Source organism: Rhodococcus jostii RHA1 (genome assembly GCF_000014565.1).
Classification (GTDB): Bacteria; Actinomycetota; Actinomycetes; order Mycobacteriales; family Mycobacteriaceae; genus Rhodococcus_F; species Rhodococcus_F jostii_A.
The window spans coordinates 6042894-6056088 of sequence record NC_008268.1; the positions used below are offsets into that span (position 1 = coordinate 6042894).

Annotated in this window: 19 protein-coding genes; 11 read left to right on the plus strand and 8 right to left on the minus strand. The window is 66.9% G+C overall.

Annotation, left to right across the window (positions count from 1 at the left end):
* Nucleotides 1-67: 67 nt before the first annotated feature.
* Nucleotides 68-661, plus strand: a complete 594-nt coding sequence (locus RHA1_RS27390; RefSeq protein ID WP_011597766.1) for a DUF305 domain-containing protein — start codon at nucleotides 68-70, stop codon at nucleotides 659-661.
* 61 nt (nucleotides 662-722) lie between these two features.
* On the opposite strand, the gene rpsR is transcribed toward RHA1_RS27390, so the two are convergent.
* From rpsR to rpmB, 4 genes are read right to left on the minus strand one after another with little or no spacing between them, the layout of a single operon-like run.
* The gene (rpsR, locus tag RHA1_RS27395; protein WP_009478875.1) at nucleotides 723-977 is read right to left on the minus strand and encodes a 30S ribosomal protein S18; all 255 of its coding nucleotides are present in this window, start codon (nucleotides 975-977) and stop codon (nucleotides 723-725) included.
* Nucleotides 978-986: 9 nt separating this feature from the next.
* Nucleotides 987-1292: a 30S ribosomal protein S14 gene (rpsN, locus tag RHA1_RS27400; RefSeq protein WP_009478876.1), complete on the minus strand. Its 306-nt coding sequence runs from the start codon at nucleotides 1290-1292 to the stop codon at nucleotides 987-989.
* 12 nt (nucleotides 1293-1304) lie between these two features.
* Nucleotides 1305-1472: a 50S ribosomal protein L33 gene (rpmG, locus tag RHA1_RS27405; RefSeq protein WP_011597767.1), complete on the minus strand. Its 168-nt coding sequence runs from the start codon at nucleotides 1470-1472 to the stop codon at nucleotides 1305-1307.
* Nucleotides 1472-1708 carry a 50S ribosomal protein L28 gene (rpmB, locus tag RHA1_RS27410; RefSeq protein ID WP_011597768.1) on the minus strand — a complete coding sequence of 79 codons (237 nt, stop codon included), beginning with the start codon at nucleotides 1706-1708 and terminating at the stop codon, nucleotides 1472-1474. Before rpmB ends, rpmG begins: the two co-directional genes overlap by 1 nt.
* A 98-nt stretch (nucleotides 1709-1806) precedes the next feature.
* On the opposite strand from rpmB, the gene mrf reads away from it, so the two are divergent.
* From mrf to RHA1_RS27460, 10 genes are all read left to right on the plus strand, one after another.
* Nucleotides 1807-3072 (plus strand): ribosome hibernation factor-recruiting GTPase MRF, encoded by a 1266-nt coding sequence (gene mrf, locus RHA1_RS27415; protein ID WP_050787396.1) that lies wholly within the window; start codon nucleotides 1807-1809, stop codon nucleotides 3070-3072.
* On the plus strand, nucleotides 3069-3323 hold the full coding sequence (locus tag RHA1_RS27420) for a type B 50S ribosomal protein L31 (RefSeq protein ID WP_011597770.1): 255 nt from the start codon (nucleotides 3069-3071) through the stop codon (nucleotides 3321-3323). Before mrf ends, RHA1_RS27420 begins: the two co-directional genes overlap by 4 nt.
* Nucleotides 3324-3384: 61 nt before the next feature.
* Nucleotides 3385-3558: a 50S ribosomal protein L32 gene (rpmF, locus tag RHA1_RS27425; RefSeq protein WP_009478880.1), complete on the plus strand. Its 174-nt coding sequence runs from the start codon at nucleotides 3385-3387 to the stop codon at nucleotides 3556-3558.
* 24 nt (nucleotides 3559-3582) lie between these two features.
* A complete protein-coding gene (locus tag RHA1_RS27430; protein ID WP_009478881.1) occupies nucleotides 3583-4191 on the plus strand; it encodes a trimeric intracellular cation channel family protein in 609 nt (202 codons plus the stop codon).
* Nucleotides 4192-4259: 68 nt separating this feature from the next.
* Nucleotides 4260-4946, plus strand: a complete 687-nt coding sequence (locus RHA1_RS27435; RefSeq protein ID WP_011597771.1) for a response regulator transcription factor — start codon at nucleotides 4260-4262, stop codon at nucleotides 4944-4946.
* Nucleotides 4946-6421: a sensor histidine kinase gene (locus RHA1_RS27440; protein ID WP_011597772.1), complete on the plus strand. Its 1476-nt coding sequence runs from the start codon at nucleotides 4946-4948 to the stop codon at nucleotides 6419-6421. The genes RHA1_RS27435 and RHA1_RS27440 overlap by 1 nt, the downstream gene beginning before the upstream one ends.
* Before the next feature lie 123 nt (nucleotides 6422-6544).
* Nucleotides 6545-8032, plus strand: a complete 1488-nt coding sequence (locus RHA1_RS27445; protein WP_011597773.1) for a S1C family serine protease — start codon at nucleotides 6545-6547, stop codon at nucleotides 8030-8032.
* Complete coding sequence (locus RHA1_RS27450) at nucleotides 8032-8592, plus strand: MogA/MoaB family molybdenum cofactor biosynthesis protein (RefSeq protein WP_005567398.1); 561 nt, start codon at nucleotides 8032-8034, stop codon at nucleotides 8590-8592. Before RHA1_RS27445 ends, RHA1_RS27450 begins: the two co-directional genes overlap by 1 nt.
* Nucleotides 8593-9255: 663 nt before the next feature.
* Nucleotides 9256-9939 (plus strand): MspA family porin, encoded by a 684-nt coding sequence (locus tag RHA1_RS27455; RefSeq protein WP_011597774.1) that lies wholly within the window; start codon nucleotides 9256-9258, stop codon nucleotides 9937-9939.
* A gap of 71 nt (nucleotides 9940-10010) precedes the next feature.
* Nucleotides 10011-10688 (plus strand): MspA family porin, encoded by a 678-nt coding sequence (locus RHA1_RS27460; RefSeq protein ID WP_011597775.1) that lies wholly within the window; start codon nucleotides 10011-10013, stop codon nucleotides 10686-10688.
* A gap of 68 nt (nucleotides 10689-10756) precedes the next feature.
* Here the strand turns inward: RHA1_RS27460 and mscL are convergent, their stop codons facing one another.
* From mscL to RHA1_RS27480, 4 genes are all read right to left on the minus strand, one after another.
* Complete coding sequence (gene mscL / locus RHA1_RS27465) at nucleotides 10757-11224, minus strand: large conductance mechanosensitive channel protein MscL (RefSeq protein WP_009478887.1); 468 nt, start codon at nucleotides 11222-11224, stop codon at nucleotides 10757-10759.
* 82 nt (nucleotides 11225-11306) lie between these two features.
* Nucleotides 11307-12020 (minus strand): SAF domain-containing protein, encoded by a 714-nt coding sequence (locus tag RHA1_RS27470; protein ID WP_011597776.1) that lies wholly within the window; start codon nucleotides 12018-12020, stop codon nucleotides 11307-11309.
* A gap of 97 nt (nucleotides 12021-12117) precedes the next feature.
* Nucleotides 12118-12426 carry an FmdB family zinc ribbon protein gene (locus RHA1_RS27475; RefSeq protein WP_009478889.1) on the minus strand — a complete coding sequence of 103 codons (309 nt, stop codon included), beginning with the start codon at nucleotides 12424-12426 and terminating at the stop codon, nucleotides 12118-12120.
* A gap of 103 nt (nucleotides 12427-12529) precedes the next feature.
* On the minus strand, nucleotides 12530-13108 hold the full coding sequence (locus RHA1_RS27480) for a 5-formyltetrahydrofolate cyclo-ligase (protein ID WP_011597777.1): 579 nt from the start codon (nucleotides 13106-13108) through the stop codon (nucleotides 12530-12532).
* Between the last annotated feature and the right edge of the window lie 87 nt (nucleotides 13109-13195).

Below are 13195 nucleotides of genomic sequence, written 5' to 3' on the forward strand. Positions count from 1 at the left end.
GGAGCCCGGGGCGCGTGCCCCGGCGGATCCGGCTGTCATTTCCCGAATCGATCTCGAGGAGTTCTTCATGCGCACCACCATCACTGCCCTGATCGCCGCCGCGGCAGGCGCGGCTCTCGTCCTGGCCGGCTGCGGCACCGACTCGGCAGGCACCTCGTCGACGTCCGGCGCCTCGACGTCCGCCGTCGAATCGCAGGCACAGTTCAACGACGCCGACGTCGCGTTTCTGGAAGGCATGTACCCGCATCACGCGCAGGCGGTGGAGATGGCCGACATGGTCGCCGGCCACACCGACAACGCCGACGTGGTCGCTCTGGCCGCCGCGATCAAGTCGGCGCAGCAACCGGAGATGGACCGGATGACCACCTGGCTCCAGCAGTGGGGGCGACCGGTTCCGACGTTCGACATGTCCGGCATGCACGGCATGAACCACGGCGACGGAATGATGTCGGCCGATCAGATGGACGCCCTGACGGCACTGACGGGCACGGAATTCGACCGGCAATGGCTGACCATGATGATCGAGCACCACGAGGGCGCGATCGACATGGCGAACACCGAACTGGCCGACGGTGAGAACCCGGAGGTCAAGCAGATGGCCACCGGCATCGTGACCGCCCAGCAGAAGGAGATCGCCGACATGCAGGCCGAGCTCGGCTGACCGGAATGACGAAAGGCCGCGTAATCCGAGGATTACGCGGCCTTTTCGGTGCCTACGTGAGTTACCGGCTCGTGAAGGGCAGCAGAGCCATCTCGCGAGCGTTCTTGACGGCGACGGCAACCTGACGCTGCTGCTGCGGGGTCAGGCCCGTGACGCGGCGGCTACGGATCTTGCCGCGGTCCGAGATGAACGTGCGGAGGAGGTTGATGTCCTTGTAATCGACGTGCTCGATCTTGGCCGCGAACAACGGGTTCTTCTTGGGCTTGCGGCCCTCGACGGGACGCGGCTTCTTCGACGGTGCTCTCTTGACTGCCATCTGCTTCCTTTACCAGCTCGACTTGTGGACGCCTGGCAGCTCCCCGCGGTGCGCCATCTCGCGAACACGCACGCGAGAGAGCCCGAACTTCCTCAGGTGGCCGCGCGGACGTCCATCCGCAGCGTCTCGATTGCGCAATCGTACCGGACTCGCGTCGCGGGGCAGACGCTGCAGTGCCGCCCGGGCCTCCGCGCGCTCGTCTTCGCTGCTCGACGGACGGCGGATGGTCTCCTTCAGCTCTGTGCGGCGCTCGGCCCAGCGTGCCACGACGATCTTGCGCTGCTCGTTCTTCGCGATCTTCGACTTCTTCGCCATGTCGGGTGTCTTCTACTTCTCTTCTCGGAAATCGACGTGCTTCCGCCCGACAGGGTCGTACTTCTTCATCACGAGACGATCGGGGTCGTTGCGGCGGTTCTTGCGGGTCACGTACGTGTATCCGGTGCCTGCCGTCGACTTCAGCTTCACGATCGGGCGGATCTCGTTGCGGGCGGCCATCAGATCTTTCCCCCGCGGGCGCGGATCCGGGCGACGACGGCCTCGATGCCGTCCCGGTCGATGGTCTTGATGCCCTTGGCGGAGAGCGTGAGGGTGACTCGCCTGCCCTCGCTGGGCAGGAAGTATGTCTTCTTCTGGATGTTCGGATCCCAGCGCCGGTTGGTGCGCTTGTGGGAGTGCGATACGGACTTGCCGAATCCTGGCTGGCGTCCGGTCACCTGGCAGTGCGCCGACATGGGCGTTCCTCTCTGTCCTCTCGTGGGACCGCCCCGAGAGAGTGATGACAATCATTTTCGACAACAACGAGATTCCAATGTAGCGTTCCATCCACGTAATGACAATCGTTATCGAAAGGGTGCTCGTGAGTGAGATACTCGACGGCCGGACGCCGCTGATCCTGGTTTCCGGGTGGAACGGCCCCACCGAGGACGCGGCGCGGTCGCTGCTCCGCGACGGCACCGTCGTCGTGCATCACGACCTCGACCTCGTGCACGAAGGCGTCGTGCGCCGGACCGTCACCACGCTGGAGTCGGGGGCGCCACGCGAGCGCCTCGGCATCCTCGAACTGGCGCACGGCTGCATCTCCTGCACGCTGCGCGAGGACCTTCTCCCGCTGCTCCGCCGACTGCACACCCGCAGTTCGGTGCAGCGCATCGTGCTGCACCTCGACCGCCGGCTCGAACCCGAGGCCGTGTGCTGGGCGGTCGAGCACGTGGCGGTGTCCGGCGTGGTGGGGCAGATCGACGGTCCGGCATCGCGGGACGTGCGCGTCGACGGCGTTATCACCTGCCTCGATGCGGGATCGTGGCTGGCCGACGCCACCGGCGACGACGCACTGGACGACGACCGCACCGTCGCACAGGTCGCAGTCGGGCAGGTGGACTTCGCCGACGCCCTGGTGGTGTCGGGCAACGCAGGCGACGGCTGGCAGCAGGCCCGTCTCCACGCCGTCCTGACCCGGCTCGCACCGGGCGCACCGATCGTCTGGGACGGGGACGCGCCCGACGTCGAGCGCCTGCTCCTCGACATCCCGGCCGGCGCGCGGCGGGGTGAGCTGTCCCACGCCCACTCACCGCTGCTGCGCGGGCAGCCGCCGCTGTCCCCCGACTGCGGCGTCATGCTCGTCGAGTTCACCGCCACCCGGCCGTTCCATCCGGAACGACTGCACGAGGCCGTCGACGTGCTCCTCGACGGAGTCGTCACGTCTCGCGGCCGCGTGTGGGTCGCGACGCAGCCGGACGAGGCGCTGTGGCTCGAGTCGGCCGGTGGGGGACTGCGGGTGGCCAGTGCCGACCGCTGGCTGGCCGCGATGACCCCGGAAGAACAGGAACAGGTCCCGACTGCACGCCGCGCGATGGCCGCGCTGTGCTGGGACGAGCGCTTCGGCGACCGGCACACGTCGATGGTGGTGCTGGTCCATGCCGCCGACCCCACCGAGATCGACCGCACGTTGCAGTGGGCGCTCGTCACCGACGACGAACTCGCGGACGAGGCGGCCTGGCAGTCGTGGCCAGACCCGTTCGGGCAGTTCCACGAAGACCCCTGCGAGAGCAGCGAATCACCCTATGCAGAACCCGAATCGAGAGAGGGACACGAATGAAGGCGAACATCCATCCCGATTACCACCCCGTGGTGTTCCAGGACGCGAGCACCGGAACGACGTTTCTCACGCGGTCGACGGTGACCAGCGACCGCACCGCCCTGTGGTCGGACGGCAACACCTATCCGCTGGTGGTCGTGGACGTGACCAGCGAGTCGCACCCGTTCTGGACCGGCGCGCAGCGCGTGATGGACACCGCGGGCCGCGTCGAGAAGTTCGAACGCCGCTACGGAGTGCGCAAGCGCCCGTGAGTACTTGTTAACCGCCCGCGGTTAACAAGTACTCACGGGTCGACGAAGGAGGAGACAGAACATGGCAGTACCGAAACGCAGAATGTCGCGATCCAATACGCGTAGCCGGAGATCGCAGTGGAAGGCCCAGGCACCCGACCTCGTCGGGGTGACGGTGGGCGGCGCGACGCATCGCGTGCCGCGCCGGCTGGTGAAGGCCGTGAAGCTGGGATTGGTGGACCCGGCCGGGAAGTGACGCTCCTCGTGCGAACCTTGGCGGGTGCTGCTGTACATCCTGGAACTGGTGGGCATCGCGGTGTTCGCGGCCTCGGGTGCCCTGGTGGGGGTGACGAAGCGCCTCGACATCTTCGGTGTGTGCGTGGTCGGTGTCTTCACCGCTCTCGGTGGCGGCATCGTCCGCGACGTCCTGCTGGGCATCCACCCGCCGACGTCGCTGGGTAGCTGGCCGAACCTCGGCACGTCGTTCGGCATGTCGTTGCTGGTGTTCTTCCTGCATTCGACTGTCGGGCGACTCCGCCGCGAGATCCTGGTGCTCGACGCTCTGGGTATGGGCCTGTTCGCGAGCACGGGCGCGGTGATCGCGCTCGACCACGGGGCGAGTCCGCTCGCGTCGTGCCTCATCGGCGGGACGGCGGCGATCGGCGGCGGGATCTTGCGCGACGTGCTGGTGAACGAGGTCCCGTTGCTGCTGCAGCGGGACTTCTACGCGGTGCCGGCGCTGCTCGGTTCGGCGCTGGTGGTCGTGGTGAGCGAGTGGGGTTCGGGCACCGACGTGGCGCTGGTGGTGGGCACGGTGTTCGCGTCGGCGCTGCGGGTGCTGGCGCTGTGGCGGAACTGGGGTCTGCCGGGTCCGCGGGTCCTCGACTGACCGCCGCCAGGGCACTTCGGTGATCCCTTCTCAGACATATCTCAGTTGATCGGGCCAAACTGTCGGGTATGCGCATTTTGGTGGTCGACGACGATCGCGCCGTGAGGGAGTCCTTACGGCGGTCTCTCAGCTTCAACGGGTACTCGGTGGAACTGGCCGTCGACGGTATCGATGCTCTCGAGAAAGTGGCGAACGCGCGCCCCGACGCGATCGTGCTCGATGTGATGATGCCGCGCCTGGACGGTCTCGAGGTGTGCCGTCGGCTGCGGAGCACCGGCGACGACCTGCCGATTCTCGTCCTCACGGCACGCGACTCCGTGTCGGAGCGGGTGTCGGGTCTGGACGCCGGAGCCGATGACTACCTGCCCAAACCCTTCGCTCTCGAGGAATTGCTGGCCCGGCTGCGCGCACTACTGCGCCGCGCCGCGCCGGAGCCGGGCATCGACTCGGAGAAGATGACGTTCGAGGACCTCACGCTCGACCCGGTCACCCGCGAGGTGACGCGTGGCGAGCGGTCCATCAGCCTCACCCGCACCGAGTTCTCGCTTCTCGAGATGCTGATGGCCAACCCGCGCCGGGTGCTGACCCGCGGCCGCATCCTCGAGGAGGTGTGGGGTTACGACTTCCCGACGTCCGGCAACGCGCTGGAGGTCTACGTCGGGTATCTGCGTCGCAAGACGGAGGCGGACGGAGAGACCCGCCTGTTGCACACCGTCCGCGGAGTCGGCTACGTGCTGCGGGAGACTCCTCCGTGATGGCAGTTCCGTTCCACAAGACCGCCGACAAGTCGGGGGCGAAGCGCGACTCGCACCACATTTCCCGGCACCCCACAGGCCCGATTCCGTTACCGCCCGAGATGCGCCCTCCGATGCCGTTGACGCGGTCGGTGTCGTTGCGGTGGCGGGTGACGCTGCTCGCCGCGTCGGTGGTGGCCATCGCGGTGGCCGTGATGGCGATCGCGGCGTACGCCGTGGTGTCGCGGGCTCTGTACGCGGATGTCGACAACCAGCTGCGCACCCGCGCGTCGGCGCTGATCGACAGCAATCTGGTGACGTTCGATCCGCGCTACATCGCGGGCGCGACGCTGTACACGACGGACATCAGTGTGGCGCTGATCTTCCCGGACCTCGACACGTACACGCCGCCGGGGTCGAGTGTTCCCATCGGTGAACCCGAACTGTCCGTGGCCCGCGGCGAGCGCGACACGTCGTTGCGGACGGCGGAGAATCAGCGGGTGCTGGCCGAGCGCACCCAGGACGGCAGCACGCTGGTGATCGCGCAGCGACTGGCGCCGACGGGCGCCGTGCTCGACCGGCTCGCCTGGGTGCTGTTCATCGTCGGCGGGTGCGGAGTGGTCCTCGCGGCCGCCGCCGGAACGACGGTGGGACGCACCGGTCTGCGTCCGATCGCCCGGCTCACCGCCGCCACGGAACGGGTGGCCCGGACCGACGACCTGACGCCCATGCCGGTGACGGGCAACGACGAACTCGCCCGGCTCACCGAGAGTTTCAACACGATGCTGAGGGCGCTCGCGGAATCGCGGGAGCGGCAGAGCAGGCTCGTCGCCGATGCCGGACACGAACTGCGGACGCCGCTCACGTCGTTGCGCACCAACATGGAGTTGCTGATCGCGTCGAGTCGTCCTGGCGCACCGCACATTCCGGACGAGGACATGGCCGAGCTGCGCACCGACGTGGTGGCGCAGATCGAGGAACTCTCGCAGCTGGTGGGCGACCTCGTGGATCTTGCCCGCGAGGACGCACCGGAAACCGTCTTCGAGAGAGTCGATCTCAGCGAAGTGGTGGAACGAAGCCTCGAGCGGGCACGCCGCCGGCGCAACGAGATCGACTTCACCGCCGTCACCGTTCCCTGGTTCGTCTACGGCGACCACGCGGGACTGTCGCGGGCGGTGCTCAACGTGCTCGACAACGCGGCCAAGTGGAGTCCCACCGGTGAGCAGGTGCGCGTGGCGATGAAGCCGGCAGGCGACGGCCTCCTCGAGCTGACGGTCGACGACGCGGGCCCGGGCATTCCGGAGGAGGATCGGGAGCTGGTGTTCGACCGCTTCTACCGGTCGACGGCCTCGCGCTCGATGCCCGGCTCCGGGCTGGGTCTGGCGATCGTCAGGCAGGTGGTGGTCAAGCACGGCGGCACGATCGCCGTCGACGTCTCCGAACGGGGTGGTGCGCTCATCCGGATCGTCCTTCCCGGTGAACCCGAAGCGGAATAGGCTCAGGGTCTCGGCTAACTCCAAGGCCGGTCTCAGGACCTTCTCAGTCCCACCGGGCACTCTCGTAGCCAGAGACGGTGCGACTGCCCCTTGCGGGCGGTCGCAGGAGATGGAAGTGATGCGATGACCGAAGATCGAAACAGTCACGACGGCAACAGCCGCGACAATGCCGGTGGCGACCAGGGCGCGCGCCCCGATCAGCCCGCCCACCCGCAGTCGACGCCGGGTTACCACCCGACCGAGCAGTTTCCGGCCACTCCGCAGAATCCCGCGGGCGGTCCGACGGGTCAGCAGCCCTACGGCGCGGCCGGGTACCCCCAGGGCAATCCGTACGGTGCGCCGCAGCAGCCCACACAGCAGTTCGGCCAGCCTCAGCACGGTGCTCCCGGACACCCGGGTGCCCAGCACGCGGCCGGGCCGCACGGGGCGCCTCAGGGCCCGTTCCCCGGCCTTCAGGGCCCCGGACAGGCCGGCGCGGGGTCGACGGCGACCGCGACCAAGCGTCCCGCCCGCACCGCCATCGTGGTGGGCGCTGTGGCGCTCGCTCTCGTGAGCGGTGGCATCGGTGGCGTCGTGGGCTCCCTGGCAACCGACCGGAACGGCAGCGGCGCCGCGGTGACCAACTCCCTCGACGCCCCCAAGAACAACACCGCGACCCCGGCCGCGAACGCACCGGCGGGTTCGGTGCAGGCTGTCGCGAACAAGGTGGTCCCGAGCGTCGTCCAGATCGAGGTCGCGACCGCCGGCGGTTCCGGTGGCGAAGGATCCGGCATCGTCATCTCGTCCGACGGCATGATCCTCACCAACAATCACGTGGCAGGCGCGGCCGCCAAGGGTGGCAAGCTGACGGTCGCCTTCTCGGACGGCAGCACGGCGGACGCCAAGCTGGTCGGCGCCGACCCGGTGTCCGATCTCGCGGTCATCAAGGTGGACGGCAAGACCGACCTCACTCCGATCGAGCTGGGAACGTCCGGCAACGTCCAGGTCGGACAGCAGGTCGTCGCGATCGGGTCGCCCCTCGGCCTCGCCGGAACCGTCACCGAGGGCATCATCTCGGCGCTCAATCGCCCGGTGTCCACCAGCGGTGAGTCCGGCAACCAGAACACCGTCATCGACGCACTCCAGACGGACGCGGCCATCAACCCGGGCAACTCCGGCGGCGCCCTCGTCAACATGGACGGCCAGCTGATCGGCATCAACACCGCCATCGCGAGCATCGGTGGTTCCGGTGCGGGTGAGCAGAGCGGATCCATCGGACTCGGCTTCGCGATCCCGGTCGACCAGGCCCGGCGCATCGCGGACGAGCTCGTCAAGACAGGCAAGGCCACCCAGGCCGTCATCGGGATCCAGGTCCCGTCACAGGACGCCGCCAACGGTGCCACCGTCGTCGAGGTCACGGCGGGCAGCCCGGCGGAGAAGGCGGGAATTCCGAAGGGATCGGTCATCACCAAGGTCGACGACCGTGTCATCACCAGTGGCGACGCACTCATCGCCGCCATCCGCTCACACGCACCGGGAGACAATGTGTCCATCACCTACACCGACGGGAACGGATCCAATACGAAGACCGTCGACGTCACGCTCGGAACCGCCGAACAGGGTGGCCGCTGATGAACACGGGGATTCTCGGGCAGGTCGAGTCCGTTCTGAACGGGGCCACTACGGTAGGGACCATGGACATCGAAGCCTCGCTGGCCGGCCGCGCGCTGGTGGTAATCGTCGACGACCGCACCGCTCACGGTGACGGCAAGGACTCCATCGGGCCCCTGGTGACAGAACTGCTGAACGAGGCCGGCTTCATCGTCGACGCCATCGTGGCGGTGGCGGCCGACGAGGTGGAGATCCGTAACGCGCTCAACACCGCCGTCATCGGCGGCGTCGACCTCGTCGTCTCCGTCGGCGGCACCGGCGTGTCGCCGCGCGACGTCGCACCCGACGTCACCGCCGAGGTCCTCGACCGTGAGATTCCGGGAATCTCGGAGGCCCTCCGCTCCTCGGGTCTCGCCGCCGGTTCGCTCGACGCGGGCCTCTCCCGCGGGCTCGCCGGCGTGTCCGGCAGCACACTCGTGGTAAACCTCGCGTCCTCCCGCGCCGCGGTCCGGGACGGCATGGCCACGCTGACGCCGCTCGCGGCACACGTGATTTCCGAATTGTCCGGCCTGGAAGGCTGAGACGATTTCTCGTTCCGACGAGCCGGACTCGCCCAGCGAGACCGACGAGCAGGCAGTTCCGAGCCGGGCCTCGATCGACAGGGCCCGGCTCGAACGCATCTTCGGGGACGTCTTCCCCGACACCACCGCGGACGAACGCGGCCAGGACGAGGCATCTCAGTATGTGGACAAACGCAACGAGTCTGAGGAGTGGATTCGGCGTCAGGTCCCCCCTCATCACGGGTAGACGCGTGATTGAAATCTGGATGAATCTAAGTGTTGTCGAAAGTAACGGAAAAAATCGCACCCGGAAAACCACTGGTACAACCTCTTTCGTTCGGGCAACTCAAAAGCGGGGCTACTCGTAGGTAACGTCTTGTTTTCAACTTTGTGAGGCACATCACAATTGCGTCACGAGCTGATCACGTTGCCCAGGTTCTTAGCTCAGGTTAATGTCCCTGACGAGTCAGTACGAAGATGGAGGGCGGGGCGTGGTGCCACGTCGTTGCCCGGACGAGCCTCCTGTGAGGTTTGTCTCTGGTGTCGAAATTCCGGCAACTGGTCGTCCGCAGTTAACTCTGCGGACACCTTTGCTGCGAATACTGCGCTGGGCCCGAAATGGACCACTCCTCAGTTTCGATCGTCGAGGCTGGGAACCTGCTTGAATCCTGATGAGGGGAACGAATGAGCGAGAACCGCAAGTCCGGCCTGCGCCGTGGCGCCCGTATTGCAGGCCTGGGTGCTGCTGCGGCTGTTGCACTCGGTTTGATGTCTACTGGTGCGGCGAGTGCGGATACCTTTATCCCGCTGCCTGATGGTTCGAAGGTCGGTCCGAATGTGACGTTGACGCGGACGGCGGAGAGCGCTCTGTCGTCGCCGTCGTTGGCTGCCAATGGCGCCGGTCGTGTGGCGTGGGTGTCGGGCACCGTCGTTGCCGATGTCAAGGGCATCAAGGAGGTCACCGACGTTCCGGAGGCGAACTCCACGACGAACAATGCGGGTACCTACAACGGTACGAATGCGGCAACGACGCATGGTGTTTCGCGGGTGTCGACCGGGTACATCGTGGGTTGCCAGGTGGATATCACGGGTCTGTCGGCGAATCCGTCGTTCAGTCTGGGTCTCGATTCGTTGTCGACGAGTGCGGGTCTGACGGTTCCGTTGGCTTCGGGTGAGGTCAAGTACGTGCCGCTGGGTGGCAAGGACATCAAGAAGGACGGCGTGTACGCGCTGCAGTACCAGGATGCGGAGCTGCAGGTGCAGAAGTGCGGTGGATTCGCGCAGGCTCGTTCGTACTCGGTCGTGGAGATCGTGGGCAACGACTACTCGAAGACCGTTCTGTACGGTGCGCCGTTCAGCATCGGCTGATTTCGGTCTCTTCCGCAGTTCTTCCCACCCACTTCTCGCGTGCGCGAGTTATCTACCCTTAGAGGGGAACAATGAACATCAACCGTAAGAACGGTGTGCGTCTGGCGGCGGTCGGTGCCGCTGCTGCCGCGACCATGGGCTTCTTTTCCGTCGGTGCGGCGAACGCCGACACGTTCATTCCGCTGCCTGGTGGTTCGATCACGCAGACGTTGGCCGACGGCACCGTGGTGACGGTGAACCTGACGGACGAGAGTGCGAACATTTCGCCGTCGATGGGTTCGACTCCGTTGCACCGGAATGTCTGGGTGAATGGCAAGGCCTCCGTCCACCTGGACGGCGCCGGAGCGACCGGTGCCGACATCCAGCCCGGCTACGTCCTGGCCTGCCAGGTCGACTTCGGTGCGGAGGCAGGCGGTGAAGCCGGCTCGACTCCGGTGGTAAATGCCGACGGTACCGTTTCGGTTCCTGTCGACGGCGGCACGAGCGCTGGTATCACCCTCGGCCCCGGTGAGGCTGTCAGCGTCGACATCCTCGACCTCGAGTCGGCCGACGCCTATGGCGGAGAGTCGCATTCCGCATACAACAGCTTCGAGGGTACCGACGGTTCGGTCACCTGGGCCGATTCGACCCTCGGCGTGAGTGGCTGCGCCGGTTACGCCCAGGCGCGGTCGTATGTGAACGTGTCCGTCGAGACGGACAACGTCAGCAGCACCGTCACTCTCTGGGGTCAGCCCTTCAGCATCGGCTGATAATTCGTTCCGCCCATGACTCCGGGCCCGTGCACGCAGCTGCTGCACGGGCCCGGAGTCGTCGGAAGCTATTCGCGGGTCTGCTCGAGGTTCGCGGCCTTGTCCGCGGTCATCGCGTGCGCTCCGTCGGGACTCGCTGTCGCGCCGTTGGTTTCGAGGCTCGATTCGAGGATGTCGCGGATCTGGATCAGCAGGTCGGCCTCGCTGGCCTTCTTGTCTGCGGGCTCGGTGATGAACCGCTTCTTCGCGGCGTTGGCCGGGACGATGAGAATGAAGTACACGACTGCGGCGATGATCACGAAGTTGATCACGGCCGTGATGACGGCGCCGATGTTGATGAAGGTGGCCGGGTTGTCGGAGAGAATCTGGTAGCCCCAGCCCAGATCGTTGGCGCCGCCCGCAACGGCGATCAACGGATTGATCACGTTGTTGGTGAACGCTGTGACGATGGCGGTGAACGCGGCTCCGACTACGACCGCGACGGCGAGGTCGAGGACGTTCCCCCGGAGCAGGAAGTCCTTGAATCCCTTGAGCATGTCGACGTCTCCTCGAGTGGGTGGCAAGTCATCCAGCACTGTTCGCAGAAAAGCCTAGATGAGCGCGGCTCCGTGTGACGGGTCACTGAAAGGTCACGGTGATCGCGCTCGTGAGAGATGCCGCGGCCACCGTCGTGGCCTCGGATGCCGGCAGGGCCAGCATCACCACGCGTTCGCGCTGGTCACGTCCGTTCTCGGAGGGTGTCACCAATACCACGACGGCGCGGGACGCCAGCACGGTGGCGCCGGAGCGCCGGTCCGGATTCGCTGGTGTGTCGGGATCGACCGTGAGCACGTCGACGCGATCGCCCTCACGCAAAAGTTCCGTGACAGCGGGGTCGGCGAGCCGGACGGGGACGATCCGGGCGTCGTCCATGCCGGCTGCGGCCGCGGCGAGACGGGGACCCAGTACCCGGACGTCGGTGAGGGCTTCTCCGGCGCGGGTCGGTCCGGCGAGGGTGCGCCCGTCGACGTCCGCCAGTGCGGTGACGGCGCCGTCGGGCAGGGTCCCGGCCTCGAGGTCCACCAGTTCCACGTCGGCGTCCGTGAGAACGACGCCCGGTTGTAGATCCCGGGCGGCCACCACGACTGCGGAGCGGGCGGAGTCGGGGTCTCCGCGGGCGAGGAGGGCCAGTGCGAGGCAGACCAGCGCGGCGGCCAGGACGCGTCTGGCGACGAGGGTGCGGGCCCAGCCGGGATGGGCGAAATCCGACAGCCGGTCGGCCCACGACGGGCTCAGGCTTCGGTGTGCTCGGTTCGACCGGCGGCGACCGGTCGGGACAGGGTCGAACGACATGGTTCGACGCTAGGAGACCGGCGGGCCCATGGGTACGCCGAAAGAGCCCGCCTGTGGATGGACGAGAGGTTGTGGATAACTCGCGGAGACGCGCGAACTAGCTGGCAGCAGCCTTGGCCGGTGCGGCGGCCGCGGTGCTCGACGAGCTGGACGAGGCCGTCGACGAACTTTCCGACTTCGCGGCGGGAGCAGAGTCGGTCTTGGCAGGCTCGCTGGCCGCGCCGGACGTGCCGCGGCTGTCGGTGCGGTAGAAACCACTGCCCTTGAAGACGATGCCGACGGAGTTGAACAGTTTGCGAAGCTTGCCCGAGCATGCGGGGCAGACGGTCAGGGAGTCATCACTGAACGACTGGACGATGTCGAAACGGTTGTCGCATGCCGTGCACGCATATGAATAAGTAGGCACCGGGGTTCCTCCGCACTGTGTAGTCAAACCGCAGGTTTTAGCACTCTACAGTCGACAGTGCCAACAACGCTAATCAGAGAACTATTCCGGGCCGGACACGTCCTCAGCGGTCGCCGAGCGGGACGAGGCCCGAGCGGGGGGTGAGTGCCCAACCCATACGTACGTCATGGGGATCCTCGGGCAATTCGGATACCAGTTCCTCGTCGCGGACCACCGTGATCAGCCGTGCGTCGGAGGAAGCGAGCCCGAGACTCCGGTCGTAGAAGCCCGCACCGCGGCCGAGTCGCACGCCCCTCCGGTCGACGGCCAGGGCGGGCACGAAAATGGTTCCGGCCGAACGGATCTCGTCGGGCTCCCACACCGGGCCGGTCGGCTCGCGCAGGCCGTAACTCGCGTCGGCGAGACCGTCCGCGCCCGTGAACTCGGACCAGTGGAGCGGGCCCGGATCGCGGGTGACGGGCACGAGGACGCGTCCGGCGACCTGCCGGAGGGCATCGAGAAAGTCCAGTGATCCCGGCTCGAGCGCGGTGGGAACGTAGGCGCAGACGGTGGATCCATCGGCGATTCCCTGTGTGACGAGTGCGACGAGCGCCCGGTCCTCGGCCGTGCGGAGTTCGGGGGTCAGAGCTCGTCGCCCGGAGAGCACCAGTTGCCGCCACTCGTCCTTCGTTCGTGCGTGCATGCCCCAACCTTAGAGCCGACCGACGAGCGTCCCTGACGGGTTCCGGGAGGTTACTGACAGGATCTTGGTGACTGTCGAGTAGGTCCG

Coding starts and splice junctions, on each gene's coding strand:
- RHA1_RS27420 (WP_011597770.1), top strand. CDS start 3,069: ATGAAGGCGAACATCCATCCCGATTACCACCCCGTGGTGTTCCAGGAC.
- rpsR (WP_009478875.1), bottom strand. CDS start 977: ATGGCAGTCAAGAGAGCACCGTCGAAGAAGCCGCGTCCCGTCGAGGGC.
- mrf (WP_050787396.1), top strand. CDS start 1,807: ATGACAATCGTTATCGAAAGGGTGCTCGTGAGTGAGATACTCGACGGC.
- rpmF (WP_009478880.1), top strand. CDS start 3,385: ATGGCAGTACCGAAACGCAGAATGTCGCGATCCAATACGCGTAGCCGG.
- rpsN (WP_009478876.1), bottom strand. CDS start 1,292: ATGGCGAAGAAGTCGAAGATCGCGAAGAACGAGCAGCGCAAGATCGTC.
- rpmG (WP_011597767.1), bottom strand. CDS start 1,472: ATGGCCGCCCGCAACGAGATCCGCCCGATCGTGAAGCTGAAGTCGACG.
- RHA1_RS27440 (WP_011597772.1), top strand. CDS start 4,946: ATGGCAGTTCCGTTCCACAAGACCGCCGACAAGTCGGGGGCGAAGCGC.
- RHA1_RS27450 (WP_005567398.1), top strand. CDS start 8,032: ATGAACACGGGGATTCTCGGGCAGGTCGAGTCCGTTCTGAACGGGGCC.
- RHA1_RS27390 (WP_011597766.1), top strand. CDS start 68: ATGCGCACCACCATCACTGCCCTGATCGCCGCCGCGGCAGGCGCGGCT.
- RHA1_RS27470 (WP_011597776.1), bottom strand. CDS start 12,020: ATGTCGTTCGACCCTGTCCCGACCGGTCGCCGCCGGTCGAACCGAGCA.
- RHA1_RS27435 (WP_011597771.1), top strand. CDS start 4,260: ATGCGCATTTTGGTGGTCGACGACGATCGCGCCGTGAGGGAGTCCTTA.
- mscL (WP_009478887.1), bottom strand. CDS start 11,224: ATGCTCAAGGGATTCAAGGACTTCCTGCTCCGGGGGAACGTCCTCGAC.
- RHA1_RS27480 (WP_011597777.1), bottom strand. CDS start 13,108: ATGCACGCACGAACGAAGGACGAGTGGCGGCAACTGGTGCTCTCCGGG.
- RHA1_RS27455 (WP_011597774.1), top strand. CDS start 9,256: ATGAGCGAGAACCGCAAGTCCGGCCTGCGCCGTGGCGCCCGTATTGCA.
- RHA1_RS27445 (WP_011597773.1), top strand. CDS start 6,545: ATGACCGAAGATCGAAACAGTCACGACGGCAACAGCCGCGACAATGCC.
- RHA1_RS27460 (WP_011597775.1), top strand. CDS start 10,011: ATGAACATCAACCGTAAGAACGGTGTGCGTCTGGCGGCGGTCGGTGCC.
- rpmB (WP_011597768.1), bottom strand. CDS start 1,708: ATGTCGGCGCACTGCCAGGTGACCGGACGCCAGCCAGGATTCGGCAAG.